16 protein-coding genes are annotated in these 20,641 nt (G+C 71.3%); 6 read left to right on the top strand and 10 right to left on the bottom strand.

Annotated features, from left to right (window positions below; translation table 11 throughout):
- Positions 1 to 28: 28 nt before the first annotated feature.
- The 6 genes from GTY47_RS26620 to GTY47_RS26595 all read right to left on the bottom strand — a co-directional run bounded on the left by GTY47_RS26620 (position 29) and on the right by GTY47_RS26595 (position 7,503).
- Positions 29 to 1,816, bottom strand: a complete 1,788-nt coding sequence (locus tag GTY47_RS26620) for an ABC transporter ATP-binding protein (protein WP_010044888.1) — start codon at positions 1,814 to 1,816, stop codon at positions 29 to 31.
- A 46-nt stretch (positions 1,817 to 1,862) separates the two neighbouring features.
- Positions 1,863 to 2,921: an iron-siderophore ABC transporter substrate-binding protein gene (locus GTY47_RS26615; RefSeq protein WP_010044887.1), complete on the bottom strand. Its 1,059-nt coding sequence runs from the start codon at positions 2,919 to 2,921 to the stop codon at positions 1,863 to 1,865.
- Positions 2,922 to 3,035: 114 nt separating this feature from the next.
- Positions 3,036 to 3,875 carry an ABC transporter ATP-binding protein gene (locus GTY47_RS26610; RefSeq protein WP_010044885.1) on the bottom strand — a complete coding sequence of 280 codons (840 nt, stop codon included), beginning with the start codon at positions 3,873 to 3,875 and terminating at the stop codon, positions 3,036 to 3,038.
- A 38-nt stretch (positions 3,876 to 3,913) separates the two neighbouring features.
- Positions 3,914 to 4,975, bottom strand: coding sequence for an iron chelate uptake ABC transporter family permease subunit (locus tag GTY47_RS26605; RefSeq protein WP_010044884.1), 1,062 nt, complete (start codon positions 4,973 to 4,975; stop codon positions 3,914 to 3,916).
- Complete coding sequence (locus GTY47_RS26600) at positions 4,972 to 6,030, bottom strand: iron ABC transporter permease (protein WP_029181525.1); 1,059 nt, start codon at positions 6,028 to 6,030, stop codon at positions 4,972 to 4,974. Before GTY47_RS26600 ends, GTY47_RS26605 begins: the two co-directional genes overlap by 4 nt.
- Before the next feature lie 114 nt (positions 6,031 to 6,144).
- The gene (locus tag GTY47_RS26595) at positions 6,145 to 7,503 is read right to left on the bottom strand and encodes a lysine N(6)-hydroxylase/L-ornithine N(5)-oxygenase family protein (RefSeq protein ID WP_029181524.1); all 1,359 of its coding nucleotides are present in this window, start codon (positions 7,501 to 7,503) and stop codon (positions 6,145 to 6,147) included.
- A 261-nt stretch (positions 7,504 to 7,764) separates the two neighbouring features.
- On the opposite strand from GTY47_RS26595, the gene GTY47_RS26590 reads away from it, so the two are divergent.
- Together GTY47_RS26590 and GTY47_RS26585 are read left to right on the top strand one after the other, a co-directional pair.
- On the top strand, positions 7,765 to 8,712 hold the full coding sequence (locus tag GTY47_RS26590) for a methionyl-tRNA formyltransferase (RefSeq protein ID WP_010044880.1): 948 nt from the start codon (positions 7,765 to 7,767) through the stop codon (positions 8,710 to 8,712).
- 134 nt (positions 8,713 to 8,846) lie between these two features.
- On the top strand, positions 8,847 to 9,128 hold the full coding sequence (locus GTY47_RS26585) for a hypothetical protein (protein WP_010044878.1): 282 nt from the start codon (positions 8,847 to 8,849) through the stop codon (positions 9,126 to 9,128).
- A gap of 7 nt (positions 9,129 to 9,135) precedes the next feature.
- Here the strand turns inward: GTY47_RS26585 and GTY47_RS26580 are convergent, their stop codons facing one another.
- Together GTY47_RS26580 and GTY47_RS26575 are read right to left on the bottom strand one after the other, a co-directional pair.
- Complete coding sequence (locus GTY47_RS26580) at positions 9,136 to 9,837, bottom strand: response regulator (RefSeq protein ID WP_010044876.1); 702 nt, start codon at positions 9,835 to 9,837, stop codon at positions 9,136 to 9,138.
- Positions 9,834 to 11,462 (bottom strand): ATP-binding protein, encoded by a 1,629-nt coding sequence (locus GTY47_RS26575; protein ID WP_010044874.1) that lies wholly within the window; start codon positions 11,460 to 11,462, stop codon positions 9,834 to 9,836. Before GTY47_RS26575 ends, GTY47_RS26580 begins: the two co-directional genes overlap by 4 nt.
- A 97-nt stretch (positions 11,463 to 11,559) precedes the next feature.
- Between GTY47_RS26575 and GTY47_RS26570 the strand changes: the two genes are divergently transcribed.
- The gene (locus GTY47_RS26570) at positions 11,560 to 12,543 is read left to right on the top strand and encodes a tripartite tricarboxylate transporter substrate binding protein (RefSeq protein WP_010044872.1); all 984 of its coding nucleotides are present in this window, start codon (positions 11,560 to 11,562) and stop codon (positions 12,541 to 12,543) included.
- A gap of 2 nt (positions 12,544 to 12,545) precedes the next feature.
- Here GTY47_RS26570 and GTY47_RS26565 read toward each other — a convergent pair whose 3' ends face one another.
- Together GTY47_RS26565 and GTY47_RS26560 are read right to left on the bottom strand one after the other, a co-directional pair.
- Positions 12,546 to 12,992: a hypothetical protein gene (locus GTY47_RS26565; protein WP_173937360.1), complete on the bottom strand. Its 447-nt coding sequence runs from the start codon at positions 12,990 to 12,992 to the stop codon at positions 12,546 to 12,548.
- Positions 12,993 to 13,151: 159 nt separating this feature from the next.
- A complete protein-coding gene (locus GTY47_RS26560; protein WP_010044867.1) occupies positions 13,152 to 15,038 on the bottom strand; it encodes an ABC transporter ATP-binding protein in 1,887 nt (628 codons plus the stop codon).
- A 296-nt stretch (positions 15,039 to 15,334) separates the two neighbouring features.
- Here GTY47_RS26560 and GTY47_RS26555 point away from each other — a divergent pair, with 296 nt between their 5' ends.
- From GTY47_RS26555 to GTY47_RS26545, 3 genes are all read left to right on the top strand, one after another.
- A complete protein-coding gene (locus tag GTY47_RS26555) occupies positions 15,335 to 16,234 on the top strand; it encodes a lysylphosphatidylglycerol synthase transmembrane domain-containing protein (protein WP_029181522.1) in 900 nt (299 codons plus the stop codon).
- A gap of 230 nt (positions 16,235 to 16,464) precedes the next feature.
- Positions 16,465 to 17,562: a mechanosensitive ion channel family protein gene (locus GTY47_RS26550; protein WP_010044862.1), complete on the top strand. Its 1,098-nt coding sequence runs from the start codon at positions 16,465 to 16,467 to the stop codon at positions 17,560 to 17,562.
- A 743-nt stretch (positions 17,563 to 18,305) separates the two neighbouring features.
- Complete coding sequence (locus tag GTY47_RS26545; RefSeq protein WP_010044861.1) at positions 18,306 to 20,525, top strand: NADP-dependent isocitrate dehydrogenase; 2,220 nt, start codon at positions 18,306 to 18,308, stop codon at positions 20,523 to 20,525.
- The last annotated feature ends 116 nt before the right edge of the window (positions 20,526 to 20,641 follow it).

The following is a 20,641-nucleotide window of genomic DNA, read 5'->3' as shown; positions in this document are numbered from 1 at the left end:
AAGTAAGCCCAGCCTGACTCAGGCTTGCCTAACTACCCTCGCGCCATGCCTGCCACAGCCGGGCGTACCGGCCGCCCAGAGCCACCAACTCGTCGTGTGTGCCCTGCTCGACGACGCGCCCCGCGTCCAGCACGGCGATCCGGTCCGCCGCCATCGCCTGGGTCAGCCGGTGCGCCACGAACAGGGTGGTCCGGCCCGAGCACGCGGCCAGCACCGCGCGTTCCAGCTCGGCGGCGCCCTCGCTGCCGGCCTCCGCGGTGGACTCGTCGAGCACCACCACCGGCGACCGGGCCAGCACCAGCCGGGCCAGGGCGATCTGGGCGACCTTGGTGACGTCCAGGCGCTCACCGCCCTCGCCGACCGTGGTGTTCAGCCCGTCGGGCAGCGCCTGGACCCATGCGTCGGCGCCGATCGTGCGCAGCGCTTCCGCCAGCTCGGCGTCGGTCGCCCCCGGCGCGGACAGCCGCAGGTCGTCGGCGAGCGGGCCGGAGAACACGTGCGTCTCCTGCGTCAGAATGCTCACCAGGGCCCGCGCCCCGGCCTCGTCGAGACCCGCCAGGTCGGTCGCGCCGATGCACACCGACCCGGCCTCGGGAGTCCCGATGCCCGCGATCAGCGCGGCCAGGGTCGTTTTGCCCGCACCCGTCGCACCCACGAGCGCGAGCGAACCACCGGCCGGGATCGTCAGATCGACGTCCCTCAGCACCGGTTCCTCGGCACCGGGGTAACGGAACGTCAGCCCCCGCACCGTCACCGGCAACGGCTCGGCGTCCGCCGGCGCGACGGCCGGGTCACCCACCAGCCGCCCCTCTGCGGCCTCCCCCAGCACGCCGACCAGCCGGGTCAGGCTCGCGCCCGACTTCTGCGCCTCGTCGAAGGTGAACATGATGAGGCCCAGGGGGCCGAACAGCCGGTGGAACAGCAGCGGGGCCGCCGACACCTCGCCCAGGGTGGCGGCGTCGGCCTCCAGCAGGGCGTACCCCACGACGATGATCAGGACCAGCCCGATGAACTCGGCGCGGTTCTCCCGGCCGACGAACCGGCCGAAGAACCGGAACACCTCGATACCGAGATCGCGCACCCGCCAGGACTCGCTGGTGACCTTCTCGCGGAAGGCGCCCTCCAGGCGGTACGCCCGCACCGTGTCGATGCCGTTCAGACCACTGATCAACGCCTGTGCGCGGTCGGCCTGGGCCACCCGCTGCTTGCGGTAGAGCGGGGCGGAGCGGGGGAGGTACCAGCGCAGGGCCAGCGCGTACGCGGGCAGGGCGCCGGCGCCCGCCAGTCCGAGCCGCCAGTCCAGCCCGAACATGCCGAACGTGGCGATGGCGACCAGCACTCCGGCCGAGAACACCGTGGGGATGGCCGTACGGATGCCCTTGGAGATGACGGCCACGTCGTCGCCGACCCTGGAGAGCACGTCTCCCCGGCCGACCTGTTCGATACGGGCGCTCGGCATGCCCAGCACCGCCCGCACGGCCCCTTCCCGCAGCCGCGCGAGCAGGTCGGCGCCCAGCCGGCCGATCAGATAGGTCGACACCGCGGTGGCCGCCGCGCCGAGCAGCGCGGCGGCACCCGTCAGCACCCCGATGGTGACCAGGACGGAGCGCGATTCGCCCTCGACCACGCCGTCGACCACCCGGCCGAGCAGCAGGACCGGAAGCACCTGGAGCGCCGCGCCGGCCACCGTGGTGAGCACGGTGGCGGCCGTCAGCCAGGGCACCTCGCGGCAGTGCTTCGCGACCCATCGGGTGGCCTCGCGTCCGGTCGCCGTGTGCAGGGCCGCCGGGGCGGGGCGGGTGGCGGTCGCGCTCACACCGCGACCCGGGTGGGCGGGGGACAGGACAGGGTGACCGGCATCGCTACTCGGCCACCGACTTCACGAGCTCGTCGACGGCGTACGGCATGGACAGCAGGGTGCCCTGGGAGATGGCCGCGCCGACCGCCGGGCCCTCGCTGTCCAGCAGGTAGGACACGTTGCCCTTCTTCACGGCGTCCAGGTTGGCGAACAGCTTGAACTTCTTCAGTGCTTCCGTGTCGGCCTTGTCGTTGATCACGAAGATGTGGTCGACGTCGACCAGGTCGATGCGCTCGGGCGAGAGCTTGGTGTAGAAGCTGCCGTCGGCGACCTTGTCGATCTCGGTCTGGTACGTGAAGCCGATGCCCGTCACGAGCCGGCCGCGCACGTCCGTGGAGGTGAAGGGCGCCACCGAGTTCTCGTACCAGGACAGTGCGACGGCGGTCTGGTTCGCGAGCTCGGGGTGTGCCTTCTTGGCCGCGTCGAGCTTGGCCTGGATGTCCTGCACCATCTTCTCGCCCTCCTCGGCCTTGCCGAGTGCCTTGGCGATGTGCAGGGCGTTGTCCTGCCAGGGGGCGCTGAACGGCTCCTTCTCGGCCTTGGTGCGGGCCACCGTCGGCGCGATCTTGGAGAGCTTGTCGTAACCGGCCTGGTCGATCTCGGAGTAGACCGCGATGATCAGGTCCGGGCGCAGGGCGGCGATCTTCTCGTAGTTGGGGCCGGAGTCACCGTTCTTCATGATGACCTCGGGCAAGGCGCCGCCCCACTTGTCCTTCACCCAGGGCCACTGGGTGTTGATGTCGGGGCTCCGGCCCGCCGGGTTCGGGTACTGGTCGGTCATGCCGACCGGCTTGATGCCGAACGCCAGGACGCTCTGGTCGTCGGTGTAGCCGACGGTGACGACCCGCTTCGGGGCCTCGGTGACCTTCGTCGTGCCGAACGCGTGCTCCACGGTGACCGGGAAGGCGCCGCCCGTGGCGGTGGAGGAGTTGTCGCTGCCCTTGTCCGCCGAGTCCGATCCGGAACCGCACCCCGCGAGGAGGCCGACGCCGAGCGTCGCGGCGGAGAGCAGCGCCGCGACCCGCCGCCATGGCTTCCTGCGCGTCGTTCTGTGGAGGAGCATCCGTCAATCCCCTTGCTTTTCGCACTGTCCACTGCGCCCCCGGGTAAGGGCAGGCAAACCGTATCGCAAGGAAGTAAGGCAAGCCTAGCCTTACTTACGTAACTTTCTGGCGAACTAGTCGAGTTGGACGTGCGTGCGACCGATCGGGACGATGAGCGGCCGGTCGCCCACCGGGTCGTCGATGACCTTGGCGTGCAGTCCGAACGCCTCGTGCAGCAACTCGGCGGTCAGTACGTCACGGGGATGCCCCTGCGCCAGGATCGACCCGGCCCTCATCACGACGAGGTTGTCGCTGTAGCGCGCGGCCAGATTGAGGTCGTGCAGCACCATCACCACGGTGCACCCCGACTCGTGCAGATCGTCGACCAGATCGAGCACGTCCACCGCGTGCGCCAGGTCGAGATAGGTGGTCGGCTCGTCCAGCAGCAGCAGATCGGTGCCCTGGGCCAGGGTCATCGAGATCCAGACGCGCTGCCGCTGCCCGCCGGACAGCGCGTCGACCGGGCGGTCGGCCAGGTCGGACACCCCGGTCATCGCCAGCGCGCGTTCCACCACGTCGGCGTCGTCCGAGGACCACTGCCGCAGCCAGCTCTGGTGCGGATGGCGGCCCCTGGCGACCAGGTCGGCCACCGTCAGCCCCTCGGGCGCGACCGGCGCCTGCGGCAGCAGGCCGAGTTTCCTCGCCACGTCCCTGGTCCTGAGCCGGGCGATGTCGTCCCCGTCCAGCACGACCGTCCCGCTGGACGGTTTGAGCAGCCGGGACAGGGTCCGCAACAGGGTCGACTTTCCGCAGCCGTTGGGGCCGATGATGGTGGTGATCACGCCGGGGGGTACGGCCACGTCGAGATCGTCGATGACGGTCCGGGCGCCGTACCCGACCGTGACGCCCCTCGCTGCCAGTCGTGCGGTGTGACCGGACTGGGACTCGACCCCGGTGACGGACTGAGTGACCACAAGGCCCCCTTGCTTAGGCTTACCTGACTTTGTATCAGCTATCTGCGGTTCGCCCGTACCAGCAGATGGACGAGGAAGGGGCCGCCGATCGCCGCGGTGACCACGCCGACCGGGAGACTGACGGGCAGTGCCGTGCGCGCGACCAGGTCCGCGCCGGTCAGCAGCAGCGCACCGACCAGCGCGGAGGCCACCATGGGCGGCGTCGGGCACCGCGCCAGACGCATCGCCACCTGCGGCGCCACCAGCGCCACGAACGGAACCGGGCCCGCCGCGCTCACCGCAACGCCGGCCAGCAGCACCGCGCACAGCAGGAGGACCGCCCGCACGGCCGCGTAACGGACCCCCAGGCCCGCGGCGACGTCGTCACCGAGGTGCATCGGCTTGAACTGGAACGCGGCGCCCGCCACGACGACCAGGAGGACGAGCGTGCCCCAGAGGGCCACCTGGACCTCGTCCCACGACCGGTCGTCCAGCGAGCCGACCAGCCAGGCCTGGGCCTGGGCCACGTCCCTGATGTCGGCCGTGACCAGCAGCCAGGTCGTGAGGGCCTCCATCACGGCACTCACCGAGATGCCGATGAGGATGAGCCGGAGGCCGTCGATCCCGCGCCGCCAGGCGAGGAAGTACACCAGCAGGCCCGTGCCGAGACCGCCCATGAGCGCCGCCGCCGACAGGCCGACGGAGCTGACGATCGCCGCGGCCGTCCCGCCCGACACGGTCACCAGGAACACGGCGACCGCGCTGGCGCCGTTCGTGATGCCGAGGACGTCCGGACTGGCCAGCGGATTGCGGGCGATGGACTGCGTGAGCGCCCCGGACACCCCCAGCGCGACACCCACGACGAGCCCCGCCAGGGCCCGCGGCATCCGCAGATCCATGATCACGAACTCGTCGACCTGCTCTCCCCGGCCGAAGATCGTGGCGATCACCTGGGGCAGCCCGATGGGGAAGTCGCCGACGCCGATGGACAGACAGAGCACCAGGAACGTCGCCGCCGCGAGCAGCAGCGAGACGCACACGATCCACGGCCGCCATACGAACGACACCCGGCCGAGCCGCACGCCCGGCGCCACCGACGGCTTCACGTCTGTCCTGTTCATGCGTTCTTGATCTTTCCGCGCCACACCAGAACCGCGAAGAACGGCGCGCCCAGCAGGGCGACGACGACCCCCGCGTCCAGCTCGCTCGGCCGCACCACCAGGCGCCCCACGATGTCGCAGACGAGGAGGACGACGGCGCCGAGCAGACCCGCGTACGGCACCAGCCAGCGGTAGTCGGGGCCGGTCAGATGGCGGGCCACGTGGGCCACCATGAGCCCGAGGAACGCGATGGGCCCGCACGCGGCCGTCGCGGCGCCCGCCAGCAGGGTGATGGCGGTGATGCCGACGGTCCGGCTCAGCGCGATGTTCACGCCGAGCCCGCGCGCCACGTCGTCGCCCAGGTTCAGCAGGTTGATGGCGGGCAGCGTGATCAGGGCAAGCACCAGTCCGGCCGCGATGAACCCGGTCACCGGCCAGATGACGCCGAATCCCACGCCGGCCACGGAGCCCGCGTTCCAGAACCGCAGCGCGTTCAGCGACTTCTGGTCCGACAGCGCGATCGCCGTGGTCATCGCCGCGAGGAACACCGTGACCCCCTGCCCGGCCAGGGCGAGCGTCAGCGGGTTCCCGGCACCGCGGCCGATGCTCGCCAGCCCGAAGACCACGACCCCGGCGACCGCCGCCCCCAGGAAGGCGAACCAGAGGTACTGGAACGGGTCGGAGAGCCCGAACACGGCGATCACCGTCACAACGGCGAACGAGGCGCCGGAATTCACCCCCAGCAGGCCGGTGTCGGCGATCGGGTTGCGCGTGTACCCCTGGATCAGCGCCCCGCCGACCCCCAGGGCGATACCCGCCACGATCGCGAGCACCGTCCGGGGCACCCGCACGGTCTGCACGATGAGCCTGATCTCGGTGAGCCGCTGGTCGGACTCCGGTGCCGCGAACAGCCCGTGCCACACCTCGCCCGGGCTCAACGCGCGCGCACCGACGGCCAACGACACCGCCCCCGCGGCCACGAGGACCAGCACCAGCGTGACCAGACCCACAACTCGCCGCCGAGGGGCCTCAGTTGTGGCCTTGGAGGCGGGACGCTCCACTGCGATCGTGCCCATGTCGACGTACGTTATCCCTTTGATCAACGGGAATGGCAGCGCCCCGAAGGGGCGCGGGGAACTGCGCGAGCAGCCACAGTCGGCCCGCAGACGAGTACTGCGTCACCAGCGGAGCTAACGCGCGGCGCTGCCGGTTGTTCCGTCGGCGACGGTCCGGGCCTCGTCGGAGGCGGACTTGCGGCCCCGGTCGAGGAGCGAGTCGAGGATCTCCCCGACCCTGATGGCGGTGTTGGACAGCAGGGACGAGGTGATGCCGTGCGTGTGCTCGGTGCCGCCCTGGAGGTAGATGCCGCAGTGCAGGTCGGGCTCCGTCGCGATGCGGTAGTCACGCTCGACGCGGACGCGGCCGTCGTCGTCACGCAGACAGCGGTCGGCCACCTCGCCGAGCAGACCGACGGGGTCGGCGGGGCTGTATCCGGTGGCGAAGACCACGACGTCGGCGTCCAGGAGGGTCTCCTCGCCGGTGACGAGGGAGGTGACGGCGGCCCTGACCTTGTCCGGCGTCTCCGTGACACCGGTGAGCCGGGAGACGTTGAGGAAGCGCAGGCGCTCGGTGCCGAGGACCTTCTCCTGGTACATCTGCCGGTACAGGTCGTCGATCAGGTCGATGTCCACCACGGAGTAGTTGGTGTTGCCGTGGTAGTCCATCAGCCGGCGCTTGACGTCCTTCGGCGCCGCGAAGTACTCGTCGACGGCCTCGGGGTCGAAGATCCGGTTGGCGAAGGCGCTGTCGTCGGCGGGGCTGTAGCCGTAGCGGGAGAAGACCGCGCAGACCTCGGCCCCGGGGAAGCGCCGGTGCAGGTAGGCGACGTTCTCGGCGGCGCTCTGCCCGGCGCCCACGACGACGAACCGGGAGGGCGAGGTGCCCTCCAACGCGTCGACCCTGCCCAGCAGTTCGGAGTTGTGCCAGACGCGGTCGCTGCGTTCCACGCCCTCCGGCATGAGGGGGCGCAGCCCGGTACCGAGGACGAGGTTGCGGGCCCGGTGGACCTCCAGGCCCTCGCCCGACCGGACCGTCACGTCCAGGTGGTCCACCACACCGTCGCGCACGACGGGCATGACGCCGACGACCTCGTGGCCGTAGGAGACCATGTCGTCGACCTGGCCCGCGGCCCACTCGAAGTAGTCGTGGAACTCCACCCGCAGCGGGAAGAGGTTCTTGTGGTTGATGAAGTCGATCAGCCGTCCCTTGCTCTTGAGATAGCACAGGAAGCTGTACTCGCTGGCCGGGTTCCGGAGCGTCACCAGGTCCTTAAGGAAGGACACCTGCATGGTCGCGTCGTCGATCAGCATGCCTCGGTGCCAGCCGAAGCGCGGCTGCTGCTCGAAGAAGTGAGCGGAGACCGCCTCTCCCCCACCGGCGCGGGCGTTGTGCTCGCTGAGCGCGATCGCCATGGCCACGTTGGACGGCCCGAAGCCGATGCCTATGAGGTCGTGGATCAAAGGGGCGTCGCCAGGACGAGCCTGTGCCATGTCACTCCCATCGTGCGGTGCGGCGGCCCTTCTGGGCAGGCAGCCGTCGGTCGAGCATCGGGAAGTACGGAAGTCGGGCACGCCGAAAAGGCCACCCAAAACTTAGGTAAGGCTAAGCTCATCCCATGACGCTGTCCATAGACAAAACGGACGCGCCGGAGCGGGGCGATCGTCAACACAGGCGCAAACCGGCCCCGTTGACCACTTAGGTAAGCCTTGCTTTACTGACCACGGCCATTCCCTGCTTCGAGGAGGAACCCCATGCGGGTCGTCATGTTCGGTTACCAGACCTGGGGGCACCGCACCCTGCGAGCCCTCCTGGACTCCGAGCACGACGTGGTCCTGGTCGTGACGCACCCCAAGAGCGAGCACGCGTACGAGAAGATCTGGAGCGACTCGGTCGCCGACCTCGCCGAGGAGAACGGCGTACCGGTCGTGATCCGCAACCGCCCCGACGACGACGAGCTGTTCGAGCGCCTGAAGGAGGCCGACCCGGACATCATCGTGGCCAACAACTGGCGTACGTGGATTCCGCCGCGCATCTTCGAACTGCCGCGCCACGGCACGCTGAACGTGCACGACTCGCTCCTGCCGAAGTACGCCGGCTTCTCGCCGCTGATCTGGGCGCTGATCAACGGAGAGCCCGAAGTGGGCGTCACCGCGCACATGATGAACGACGAGCTCGACGCCGGCGACATCGTGCGGCAGGAGGCGGTGGCGGTCGGGCCGACGGACACGGCGACCGACCTGTTCCACAAGACGGTCGACCTCATCGCCCCGGTCACCATCGGCGCGCTCGACCTCATCGCCTCCGGGCAGACGGAGTTCACCCGGCAGGACCGTTCCCAGGCCAGCTTCTTCCACAAGCGGTCCATCGAGGACAGCCGCATCGACTGGACCTGGCCGGCCGAGGACCTGGAGCGACTGGTCCGCGCCCAGTCCGAGCCGTACCCCAGCGCCTTCACCTTCCACAAGGGCAAGCGCCTGGAGGTCCTGGCCGCCGTCGTCTCCGAGGGGCGGTACGGCGGCACGCCCGGCCGCATCTTCTACCGCGAGGGCGACGGCGTGGTGATCGTCGCCGGAGCCGACGCCCGCACCGGCCGCAACCACGGCCTGGCCATCACGCGCGTCCGGACCGAGGACGGCCGCGAACTGCCCGCGACCGAGTACTTCACCGCCATGGGCGGCTACCTGACCAACCAGCCCTGACCGAGGGCCGGCTGTGAAACTTCTGTGCAGCGCGTAGGGCTTTAAGTTTCAAGATTCCCTTTCCCGACGGCTGCTGCGACAGTGAGTCCCATGGGGGCAGTACATGACGTCAAGTCGAACCACCGGGACGACAGTTGGCCTACCACGACACGTACCACCGGACTGCCGGCACATTCCTGAGCCCCGTCCTCGGCTGGGTCCTGGCGCTCACCGGGGCCGTGGTGCTCCCCCTGACCGCCGCCACGGCCGCCGGCCCGGACTCGGAGCAGTGGCGGGACCAGAGTCCGGGCCTGTACACCGTGCGGATCGCGCAGGACACGACGGAGAAGCCGGGCACCTCGACGATCTCCGTCCCGGCCCCCGCGCCTTCCCCCTTGCCGGCCCCGGCCCCTCCGCAGGGCAACGGCTCGCCGTAGGGCGGCGTCACGCCCGCCAGGCGTACCGTCGTTCGGGCCGGCCGGCGACGCCGTAGCGCAGGGTCACCTCCGCGCTGCCGGTGCCGTGGAAGTACTCCAGGTAGCGGCGGGCGCTCACCCGGGACACGCCGGTCAGCGCCGCGCACTCGGTGGCGGAAAGGGTGCCGTCCGCCTCGCGCAGGGCCCGCTCGACGAGTTCGGCGGTCTCCACGCTCATGCCCTTGGGCAGCGCGGGGGCCGGTGCGGGGACGCCCGCCCCGGCCAGCACCCGGTCGATGTCGGCCTGGCCCCGTACCACCGCCGTGAGCAGCCGGCCCCGCTGCGCGGCGTAGCGCTCCAGGCGGGGGCGCAGATCCTCGAAGTCGAAGGGTTTCAGGAGGTAGTCGACGACCCCCTGCCGGACGGCGCCGCGGACCGTGTCGGCCTCTTGCGCGGCACTGATGACCATGACGTCGCAGTCGTGGCCGGCGGTGCGCAGCCGGGGGATGACGTCGAGGCCGAAGAGGTCGGGGAGATACAGGTCGAGCAGGACGAGGTCGGGGCGCAGTGCCTCCACGGCCTCGATCGCCTGTCCGCCGGTGTGGGCCACGCCGACGACCCGGAACGGCTCGACGCGTTCGACGAACGCGCGGTGGACCCGGGCCACCATGAAGTCGTCGTCGACCACCAGGACGTCGATCGTGCCCGCCTTGTCGCGCGTTCCGGTCATGGAGCCGCTCCTTCCGTCACCGCTTCGGGGAGGTGGCTGACGGTCATGCGTGCGGTGAACACGGCCCCGTCGGGGGTGTTGGCCACCGAGATCTCTCCCCCGTGCCGTTCACAGACCAGCTTGGTCAGGGCCAGTCCGATGCCGCGCTCGCCCTCCCGCGCGGCCTTGGTGGTGAAGCCGTGGGAGAACACCTCGCGGGCCAGTTCGGGAGCCACGCCCGGCCCCGAGTCGCGGACCACGATCTCCACGCTGGAGGCGTCCTGCCGCAGCGCCACCTCGACCCACCGGTCCCCGTCGTGCGCCGCGGCGTCGACGGCGTTGTCCACGAGGTTGCCCACCACGGTCGCCACGTCGGCGGCGTCCTCCGGGGCGAGCCGCTCCAGCGCGGTGTCGTCCGAGATGCGCAGGCTGACCTTGCGTTCGGCCGCGAGGGACGCCTTCGCCATCAGCAGGGCGGCCACCGCGGTGTCCCGGACGCGGCGGCTGAGGGTGACGTCCAGGGACTGGCGGCGCTGGTTCAGCGCGCGGATGTAGCGCACGACCTCGTCCTGCTCGCCGATCTGGATCAGCCCGGAGATGGTGTGCAGCTGGTTGGCGAACTCGTGCGCCTGCGCCCGCAGCAGCTCCGAGGAACTGCGGAAGGAACCGATCTCCCGCTCCAGCCGGGCCAGTTCGGTGCGGTCGCGCAGGGTGGTGACCGAGCCGAGGAGCCGGCCGTCCTTGGTGACGGTCATCCGGTTCATCACCAGGACCCGGCCGTGGCGGACGACGACCTCGTCCCGCTTGCCGGCGGCGGTGCCGGCCAGCACGTCGCGCAGCCGTCCGTCGATGCCCAGGCCGTCCAGACTCTGGCCGACGCAGTCCTCGGGCAGGTCGAGCAGGCGGCGGCCCATGTCGTTGACGAGGGTGAGCCGGTGCTGCGGGTCCAGGGCGATGACGCCCTCGGCGATCCCGTACAGCATCGCCTCCCGGTGCTCGGCGAGTCCCGCGATCTCCCCCGGCTCCAGCCCGAGGGTCTGCCGCTTCACCCGCCGCGCGAGCAGCCAGGAGCCGGCCACGCCGAGCCCGCTGGCGATGCCCAGATAGGCGAGCAGGTACGAGGAGGCGCCGTTGAGCCGCTGCCACACCGTCGGGTCGGCCTCGCCGATCATCACTGTGCCGAGGATCCGGCCGAGGTTCTCCTCCGTGGCCCCGAGGACGGGGACCTGGGCGGCCAGCTGGCGGTTGCCGTCCAGCCTCAGCTGCCCCGACCAGCCCCGCGCCTGCTCGGCACCGCGCTCCAGGGGCAGCCGCTCGCCGACCACCGTGGGATTCGTGGAGCTGACGATCCGGCCGGAGGCGTCGGCCACCGTCACCGAGGTCACTCCGGACTGTGCCTGCGTGGCGTGCACCAGCGGGGCGAGCGTCTCCCCCGGCGCGGGACGCACCAGCTGGCTGCGCACCAGGGGGTTGGCGGCCAGCTGTTCGGCCAGCGCGCTCACCCGCCGCCCCTCGACGCGGTTGAAGGTGGCCTGCGACTGGGCGAGCGAGACCGCGGCGACCGCCAGCAGCACCACCACGACGATGGCGAGCTGGAGCACCAGCATCTCGCCCGCGAGCGAATGGCGACGAAAGGTGGCGACCACAATGAACTCAATCTTCAATGCCGACACAGGTGGGGCGGCTCGTGTGCCGAGTCGCACAATCATGACGCCGGCCAGGGAAAACCGGAAGTGAGGTGTCATGAGACGTCCCGCACGCGCCGTGCTCGGCGCCTGCGCCGCCCTGGTCCTGCTGGCGGCCGGGGGGTGCGGTGGGTGGCCGGGCGACGGGCCCGCGCGGGACCTGCGGCTCATGGTGCCCAACACCCCTGGCGGCGGCTACGACACCACGGCCCGTACCGCGGCCCGGGTCATGGAGGAGACCGGGATCGCCTCCGACGTACAGGTGTTCAATCTGCCCGGCGCCGGCGGCACGGTGGGCCTGAAGCGTCTCGCCGACGAGAAGGGCAACGGCGATCTCGCCCTCCAGATGGGCCTCGGGGTCGTGGGCGCCGCGCACGCGGCCGGGTCCGAGGTGACCGTCACCGAAACCACCCCGATCGCACGCCTCGTCGAGGAGTCCGGCGCGATCGTCGTCCGGAAGGAATCGCCGTACCGGACGATCGGCGCGCTGGTGGACGCCTGGCGCAGGGACCCGGGAAGCATCAGGGTGGGCGGCGGCTCATCCGTCGGCGGCCCCGACCACCTGTTGCCGATGCGGCTGGCGCAAACGGTCGGCATCGACCCGCGGAAGGTCGCGTACGTGCCGTACGACGGTGGGGGCGGCGACCTGCTGCCCGCGCTGCTGGAGGGCAGGGTCGACATCGCCACCAGTGGGTTCGGCGAGTTCCTCGACCAGATCCGCGGCGGCCGGCTGCGGGTCCTGGCCGTAACCGGTGAGCGACCGGTCGGTGTCCTGCCGGGTGTCCCGACCTTGAAGTCCTCGGGGATCGACCTGGTCTTCGACAACTGGCGGGGCATCGTGGCCCCGCCCGGCATCAGCGACACCGACCGGCGGCGCTGGGTGGAGGCGCTGACCGAGCTGCACGACTCCCGCCAGTGGCGGGCCGAGCTCCGCCGGCACGGCTGGAGAGACGTGTTCGAGACCGGCCGTGCCTTCGAGTCGTTTCTCGCCCGGCAGGACGAGCAGGTCGCCGGTCTCGTCCGCCGGCTCGGGCCGCGGTGACGTCAGGAGGCGTTCGGGCCGGGTCCGATGCCCCGCAACTGCCGGATCGTGCCGCCGAGTTTCGCGCGGAGGGGCTCCAGCGTCTCCGGCTTGGCGCTGACCACCCAGCGCATGCCGACGAGGTACGTGCCCCCGTACACGCCGGCCGACTCCAGCCAGGTCTCCTTGAGCTTCTCCTCGGGGAAGGTGGTGATGAGGTAGTCCCCCTTCTCGGTGTGGCACACGCCCTCGCGCAACTCGTCGGCCTCCGTGCGGATCTTCACCTCGCAGCCGGTCAGGCCGGCGATCACCTCCACCTTCGCCGGCGCGACGACTCCGGCGGGGGGAGCGGCGGACCCGCTCGGCGTCGCCGTCCTGCCGGCGGCGGCCGGCGTGGCGTCGTCACCGCCACCGCAGGCGGTGACCAGGGGGAGCACGACCAGCGCGACGGCCGGCGCGGCGGCGCGCAGCCGTGGGGAGCGGGACAGGGGCCGGCGGTTGGATCGTGCGTGCGGTTGCTGCTGGGACACGTCGCCTCTCCGGATGCGGACTGTCCTGCCCTCGCGGGCAGGAGTACTCGTCAGGGGTACGGATGCGCGCCCGGAGCCGTTCACCCAGGTCGGGGCGTGTTACGCGGCCGCCCCGTCCACGGCCGTGCTCTGCGTCCCGCCGAACTGGGTCCGGTACAGCTCCGCGTACCGCCCTCCCGCCGCCAGGAGTTCCTCGTGCGTGCCGCTTTCCACGATCCGGCCGGCCTCGACGACCAGGATCTGGTCGGCGGTGCGGACCGTGGAGAGCCGGTGGGCGATCACGACCGCCGTGCGGCCTTCGAGGGCTTCGGCGAGCGCTTCCTGGACGGCGGCCTCGGAGGTGTTGTCGAGGTGGGCGGTGGCCTCGTCGAGGATGACGACGCGCTGCCGGGCCAGCAGCAGCCGGGCGATGGTCATGCGCTGGCGTTCCCCGCCGGAGAGCCGGTAGCCACGTTCGCCGACCACCGTGTCGAGTCCGTCGGGCAAGGACCGTACGAGGTCGTCGAGACGGGCCCGCCGCAGGGCGTCCCACAGATCGCTCTCCGTGGCCGTGGGGCGGGCCAGCAGGAGGTTGGCGCGGACGGTGTCGTGGAAGAGGTGCCCGTCCTGGGTGACCATGCCGAGGGTCTCCCGCAGGGACCGCGCGCTCAGGTCGCGGACGTCGACGCCGCCGACGCGGACGGCGCCCTCGTCGACGTCGTACAGGCGCGGCAGCAGTTGCGCGACGGTCGACTTGCCCGCACCCGAGGAGCCGACGAGCGCCACGGTCTGCCCCGGTTCGGCGCGGAAGGAGATCCCGTGCAGGACCTCGTCACCGCCCCGCCCGTCGAGCGTGGCGACCTCCTCCAGGGAGGCCAGGGAGACCTTGTCGGCGGACGGGTAGCCGAAGCGGACGTGGTCGAACTCGACGGCCACGGGCCCGTCGGGCACCCGGCGCGCGTCCGGCTTCTCCTCGATGAGCGGCTTCAGGTCGAGCACCTCGAAGACCCGCTCGAAGCTGACGAGGGCGCTCATCACCTCGACCCGCGCCCCGGCGAGCGCGGTCAGCGGCGCGTACAGCCGGGTGAGGAGCAGCGCCAGCGACACGACCGCGCCGGGCTCCAGCGTGCCGCGCAGGGCGAGGGTGCCGCCGAGTCCGTAGACCAGGGCCAGGGCGAGGGCGGAGACCAGGGTGAGGGCGGTGATGAACGCGGCCTGGGCCGTCGCCGTCCGGACGCCGATGTCCGCGACCCGGCGGGCGCGTTCGGCGAACTCCGCCGACTCCTCCTCGGGGCGCCCGAAGAGCTTGACCAGGGTGGCGCCGGGTGCGGAGAAGCGCTCGGTCATGCGGGTGCCCATCGCCGCGTTCAGCGTCGCCGCCTCCCGCTGCATGCGCGCCATACGGCTGCCCATGCGCCGCGCGGGGATGACGAACACCGGCAGCAGCACCAGCGCCAGCAGGGTGATCTGCCAGGACAGCGTGAGCATCACGGCGAGGGTGAGCAGCAGCGTGACGAGGTTGCTGACCACTCCGGACAGGGTGTTGCTGAACGCGCGCTGGGCGCCGATGACGTCGTTGTTGAGTCGGGAGACGAGGGCGCCCGTACGAGTGCGTGTGAAGAACGCCACCGGCATGCGCTGCACATGGTCGAAGACGGCGGTCCGCAGATCGAGGATGAGGTGCTCGCCGAGCGTCGCCGACAGCCGCCGGCCGAGGATGCCGAGCGCCGCCTCCGCCACCGCGATCAGCGCGATGAGCAGGGACAGGCGTACGACGGTGCCCTCGGTGCCGTCCGAGACGATCGCGTCGACGACGCTCCCGGCCAGGACGGGGGTCGCCACGGCGAGCAGGGCGGTCCCCACGCCCAGCAGGACGAAGAAGGCGATGCGGCGCCGGTGCGGGCGGGCGAACACGCCGATGCGGCGCAGGGTGGCGCGGGCGAGGGGGCGGCGTTCCTCCTGGGCGTTCATGACGCTGTGCAGTTGTGTCCACGCTGTGGTCTCCATACTCATGGGAAGGACCGTAGAACCTCAAGCAATCTTGAGGTCAAGGCGCTCGCACATCGCCCCGACATCCCGCACAATCGGCCCGATCCCCCTCTTCCCGTCCCCCCGCAAAGGCCCCGATGACGCTCTCCTCCCAGCCGCTCCCCGTACGTAAGACGCCGTCCGCCCGTCCGCAACCCGCCGTTGGCGGGGCGTGGGAAGCCTCTGCGGACGTGACAGCGGTACAACTCCCCGAAGTCCGCCCGGGACGACTTCCCCGTCGCGTCCCGGTCCGCCGCCTGCGTCAGATCCTGTGTCTGCTTCCGCTCCTGCTGGTCACCGTGGTCGCGGTGCGACACCGGTCGGTACTCGCCGAGGGTTTCGCGCATCTGGGCAACGCCGAATTTCCGTGGCTGCTGGCCGCGGCCGGCACGACCTGTCTCACCTGGGTGGCCGCCGCCTGCACCCGGCAGGGCGCGGTCGTCGAGCGGCTGCCCCGACGGCGGCTGCTGGCCACGCAGTTCGCGGCGGGCGCGGCCAACCACCTGCTGCCGACCGGGCTGGGCGCGAGCGCGGTCAACCTGCGGTTCATGACGGTGTGCGGGCTGCCGCTCGCCCGTTCGTCGGCGGCTCTCGCGCTGTATCTGCTGGCGGAGAGCGTCGGCCGGGTGGCCCTGCTGGGTGCCCTGCTCGTCGCGTTCCCCGGCGCGCTGCGGCTCGGCACGCTGGTCCCGGAGACGGCGTTCGGCCCGCTGCTGGCCGGTGCCGGTGTGGTGCTCGTCATCGCGGTGGCCGTGCCGGTCCTGGTCCCGCGGGTGCGCTCGGCCGTGCTGTCCTTCCTGCGGACGGCGCTCGGCGAGGCCCGCTCGGTGCACACCCGCCCGGCCCGGGCCCTGGCCCTGTGGGGCGGGGCCTTCGCCTTCCCCGCGTTGCAGGCGGCCGTACTGGTACTGGTGGGCCAGGCGATGGGCCTGGACGTGCCGCCCGCGCACATGGCGGTGGCCTACCTCGCGGCGACGGTCGCCGTCGCGCTGGTCCCCACCCCGGGCGGGATCGGCTCGGTGGAGGCGGCGCTGGTCGTGGCGCTGGTGGCGGCGGGCGGCCCGGCCGCGGTGGCCACGGCCGTGGTCCTGGCCTTCCGCGTCATCACGGTCTGGCTGCCCCTGCTGCCGGGCGCGCTGACGCTCGGGGCGCTGGTACGGCTGAAGGTCATCTGACCGCCCGACAGGCCCCGAAGTGCCCGGCCGGGAACGCCCGGGTATGGCCCGTTCCCCGGTACGAAACCCCGTACGGAATGCGGCAGGATGAACGGTCGTGCCGACCGCAGGTCAGGGTGGCCGGGCACGACGGAACATCCCGCAGGACGAACAGGTGACGACGTGACGAAACTTCACATCAGGCGGCGGGCAACGGCGTTCGCCGCAGTTCTTCTTCCCGGAGGTGTCAGGTGAACCGGGCGCTCACCGCGGACGATCTGGTCTTCGCCGGCATCGCCCTGGCGTCGGGCCTGCTGGCGGCCTTCGCGCTGCGCCTGCTGCTGCGCTGGCTGGGCGGGCACGCCGACCGCACCCGCTGGAGCGGGGACGACGTCATCGTGCACGCGCTGCGGGCCGTGCTGCCGTGGGCCGCGGTGGTGGGTGGCGTGGCGGGCGCGGCGGCGGTGCTGCCGCTGACCCGGACGGTGCAGCACCACACCAACCAGGTGCTGACGGTGCTGCTCATCTTCGTGGCGACGGTGTCGGCGGCGCGGGTGGTTGCCGGCCTGGTGCGCACGGTCACCCAGTCCCGCTCCGGGGTCGCCGGCTCGGCCACGATCTTCGTCAACATCACCCGGATCCTGGTCCTGGCCATCGGCTTCCTGGTGGTGCTCCAGACGCTGGGGATCTCCATAGCCCCGATGCTCACCGCCCTGGGGGTGGGCGGTCTGGCGGTCGCGCTGGCGCTCCAGGACACCCTCGCCAACCTCTTCGCGGGCATCCACATCCTCGCGTCCAAGACCGTCCAGCCCGGTGACTACATCCGTCTCAGCAGTGGTGAGGAGGGTTACGTCGAGGACATCAACTGGCGGCAGACGACGATCCGCAACCTGTCCAACAACCTCGTCGTGATCCCCAACGGCCAGCTCGCCAAGGCGAACATGACCAACTTCATGCGGCCGGAGGAGCAGCTGACCATCCTGGTCCAGGTCGGGGTGGCGTACGACAGCGACCTGGAGCACGTGGAGCGGGTGACCAACGAGGTCATCGCCGAGACCATGGCCGAGGTCGAGGGCGCCGTGCCGGACCACGAGCCGATCATCCGGTTCCACACCTTCGGCGACTCCCGCATCGGCTTCACGGTGATCCTGGGCGTCGGCGAGTTCAGCGACCAGTACCGGATCAAGCACGAGTTCATCAAGCGGCTGCACAAGCGCTACCGCGCGGAGGGCATCCGCATCCCCGCCCCGGCCCGGACGGTGGCGCTCCAACAGGGCGGGGTCGTCATCCCCCAGCAGCGGACCGGCGAGATCGAGCCGAACGAGCTCACCTCGGCCCGGCTCGACTGAGGCCTCGCTGAGCGCCGCTGCGACGCCCTCGGGTCGGCCGACGTGATCTGCACCACCCTGGCGGTGACCGGCGAGGCCGAACGGTGTGCGCAGGCGCTCCGCTCGCCGGTCGGATACCGGGCGCACCGGAGCGAGCCGCCGACGCACAGCGGCCGCCGGAACCATGACAGGGGCGTTCGCCGGAAGCCGACGCGCAGGCGAAGGCGGCGGGGGTGGCCGGGCGACCGAGGCGACTGCGGGCCGGAGAAGAGAGGCTGGCCCAGAGCGACAGGCCTTCCGGCCGGAGCCACGCCGCGACGGCACAACGGCCCGCCGCATCCATGCCCTGGGCGTTCGCCGGAAGCCGACGCGCAGGCGAAGGCGGCGGGCCGACGCGACTGCGAGCCGCAGAAGACGAGCTCTCCAAGAGCGGCAGGCCTTCCGGCCGGAGCCACGCGACGCTCAGCGGCCCGCCGGATCCATGCCCCGGGTGTTCACGGGAAGCCAAAGCGCGGGCGCGGTGGCGGGGCGACGCGGCTGTGGGCCGGAGAGGGCGGGCTCGCCGGGAGCTGCCGGTCTTCGGCCGGGGCCGCCGCCGCGCCGACCGGGGCAGTCGGAGGGCGGCCACGCGCCGCGCTGCCCCCGGGAGACGGACCCCGGGGTGATCGGTGGCGTGAAACTGGGCACGGACCCCTGTCGAGACGAGGTCGATCAGGAGATATCTTGATGTCGAGCAATGTTGCAGACGTGGAGCGGAGCACCCGGTGACTGACTCGACCATCATCTATACGCACACTGACGAGGCCCCGGCCCTGGCGACGTATTCCTTCCTGCCGGTGGTCCAGGCGTACGCCTCGCAGGCGGGTGTCGCCGTCGAAACCCGCGACATCTCGCTGGCCGGGCGCATCATCGCCCTGTTCCCGGAGTACCTCACCGAGGACCAGCGCATCCCGGACGCGCTCGCGGAGCTCGGCCGGCTGGCCAAGACGCCCGCGGCCAACATCATCAAGCTGCCGAACATCTCGGCGTCGATCCCGCAGCTCAAGGCCGCCATCGCCGAGCTCCAGGGCCAGGGCTACGCGCTGCCGGACTACCCGGACGACCCGAAGACCGACGAGGAGCGCGAGATCCGCGCCCGCTACGACAAGGTCAAGGGCTCCGCCGTGAACCCCGTCCTGCGTGAGGGCAACTCGGACCGCCGCGCCCCCGCGTCGGTCAAGAACTACGCCAAGTCCCACCCGCACCGCATGGGCGCCTGGTCCGCCGACTCCAAGACGAGCGTGGCGACCATGGGCCAGAACGACTTCCGCTCCACCGAGAAGTCCGTGGTGATCGCCGAGGACGGCGCGCTGCGCATCGAGCTCGTCGGCGACGACGGCACCACCACCGTGCTGCGCGAGTCCGTACCCGTCCAGCAGGGCGAGGTCGTCGACGCCTCCGTGATGCGGGTCGCCGCGCTGCGCGAGTTCCTGGCCGCGCAGGTCGCCGAGGCCAAGGCCCAGGGCGTGCTGTTCTCGGTGCACCTGAAGGCCACGATGATGAAGGTCTCCGACCCGATCGTCTTCGGTCACGTGGTGCGCGCCTTCTTCCCGAAGACGTTCGCGAAGTACGGCGACAAGCTCGCCGCGGCCGGCCTGACCCCGAACGACGGTCTGGGCGGCATCTACAAGGGCCTCGACTCCCTGCCGGAGGGCGCCGAGATCAAGGCGTCCTTCGACGCCGAGCTCACCGAGGGCCCGGAGCTGGCGATGGTCGACTCCGACAAGGGCATCACCAACCTGCACGTGCCCTCCGACGTCATCATCGACGCCTCCATGCCGGCCATGATCCGCACCTCCGGCCACATGTGGGGTCCGGACGGGCAGGAGCACGACGCCCTCGCGGTCATCCCGGACTCCTCCTACGCGGGCGTCTACCAGGCCGTGATCGAGGACTGCAAGGCCAACGGCGCCTTCGACCCGTCCACCATGGGCACGGTGCCGAACGTCGGCCTCATGGCCCAGAAGGCCGAGGAGTACGGCAGCCACGACAAGACCTTCGAGATCGCCACCACGGGCACGGTCCGCCTGGTCGACGGACACGGCACCGCGCTCATCGAGCAGACGGTCTCGGCCGGTGACATCTTCCGCGCCTGCCAGACCAAGGACGCGCCGATCAGGGACTGGGTGAAGCTGGCCGTCACCCGCGCCCGCGCCACCGGCGACCCGGCGGTGTTCTGGCTGGACGAGACCCGCGCGCACGACGCCAACCTGATCGCCAAGGTCGAGCAGTACCTCCCGGAGCACGACACCGAGGGCCTGGACATCCGGATCCTGAACCCGGTCGAGGCCACGAAGCTGTCGGTGGAGCGCATCCGCCGCGGCGAGAACACCATCTCGGTGACCGGCAACGTGCTGCGCGACTACCTGACCGACCTGTTCCCGATCCTGGAGCTGGGCACCAGCGCCAAGATGCTGTCGGTCGTCCCGCTGATGGCGGGCGGCGGCCTCTTCGAGACGGGTGCGGGCGGCTCCGCGCCGAAGCACGTGCAGCAGCTGGTCAAGGAGAACTACCTGCGCTGGGACTCCCTGGGTGAGTTCTTCGCCCTCGTGCCGTCCCTCGAGCAGTACGCGAAGGTGACGGGCAACGCCCGCGCCCAGGTGCTCGCCGACACCCTCGACCGCGCCACGGCGACCTTCCTCAACGAGGACAAGTCCCCGGCCCGGCGCGTCGGCGGCATCGACAACCGCGGCAGCCACTTCTACCTGTCCCTGTACTGGGCGCAGGAGCTGGCCCAGCAGACCGACGACGCGGACCTGGCGAAGGCGTTCGCCCCGATCGCCGAGACGCTCGCCGCCAACGAGCAGAAGATCGTCGAAGAGCTGGCCGCCGTCCAGGGCAAGCCGGCCGACATCGGCGGCTACTACCAGCCCGACCCGGCGAAGGCCGCCGAGGTCATGCGCCCGTCCGCCACGTGGAACGAGGCGCTGGCGTCCCTGAGCTGACGCCCCGGGCCCATCGGTCCATCCGCTCCGCCCCGGCCGGCGCACCGCCCGGCCGGGGCGGAGTTATGTTCGAAGAGGCGGGGCTTTCGAGCGAAGCCCCCCCGACCACGTCCCGT

Source organism: Streptomyces sp. SID5464 (assembly GCF_009862985.1).
Classification (GTDB): domain Bacteria; phylum Actinomycetota; class Actinomycetes; order Streptomycetales; family Streptomycetaceae; genus Streptomyces; species Streptomyces chartreusis_D.
This window is presented reverse-complemented; position numbering and strand designations above follow the sequence as displayed.

Coding starts and splice junctions, on each gene's coding strand:
- GTY47_RS26615 (WP_010044887.1), bottom strand. CDS start 2,921: ATGCTCCTCCACAGAACGACGCGCAGGAAGCCATGGCGGCGGGTCGCG.
- GTY47_RS26605 (WP_010044884.1), bottom strand. CDS start 4,975: ATGAACAGGACAGACGTGAAGCCGTCGGTGGCGCCGGGCGTGCGGCTC.
- GTY47_RS26600 (WP_029181525.1), bottom strand. CDS start 6,030: ATGGGCACGATCGCAGTGGAGCGTCCCGCCTCCAAGGCCACAACTGAG.
- GTY47_RS26595 (WP_029181524.1), bottom strand. CDS start 7,503: ATGGCACAGGCTCGTCCTGGCGACGCCCCTTTGATCCACGACCTCATA.
- GTY47_RS26590 (WP_010044880.1), top strand. CDS start 7,765: ATGCGGGTCGTCATGTTCGGTTACCAGACCTGGGGGCACCGCACCCTG.
- GTY47_RS26580 (WP_010044876.1), bottom strand. CDS start 9,837: ATGACCGGAACGCGCGACAAGGCGGGCACGATCGACGTCCTGGTGGTC.
- GTY47_RS26570 (WP_010044872.1), top strand. CDS start 11,560: ATGAGACGTCCCGCACGCGCCGTGCTCGGCGCCTGCGCCGCCCTGGTC.
- GTY47_RS26560 (WP_010044867.1), bottom strand. CDS start 15,038: ATGGAGACCACAGCGTGGACACAACTGCACAGCGTCATGAACGCCCAG.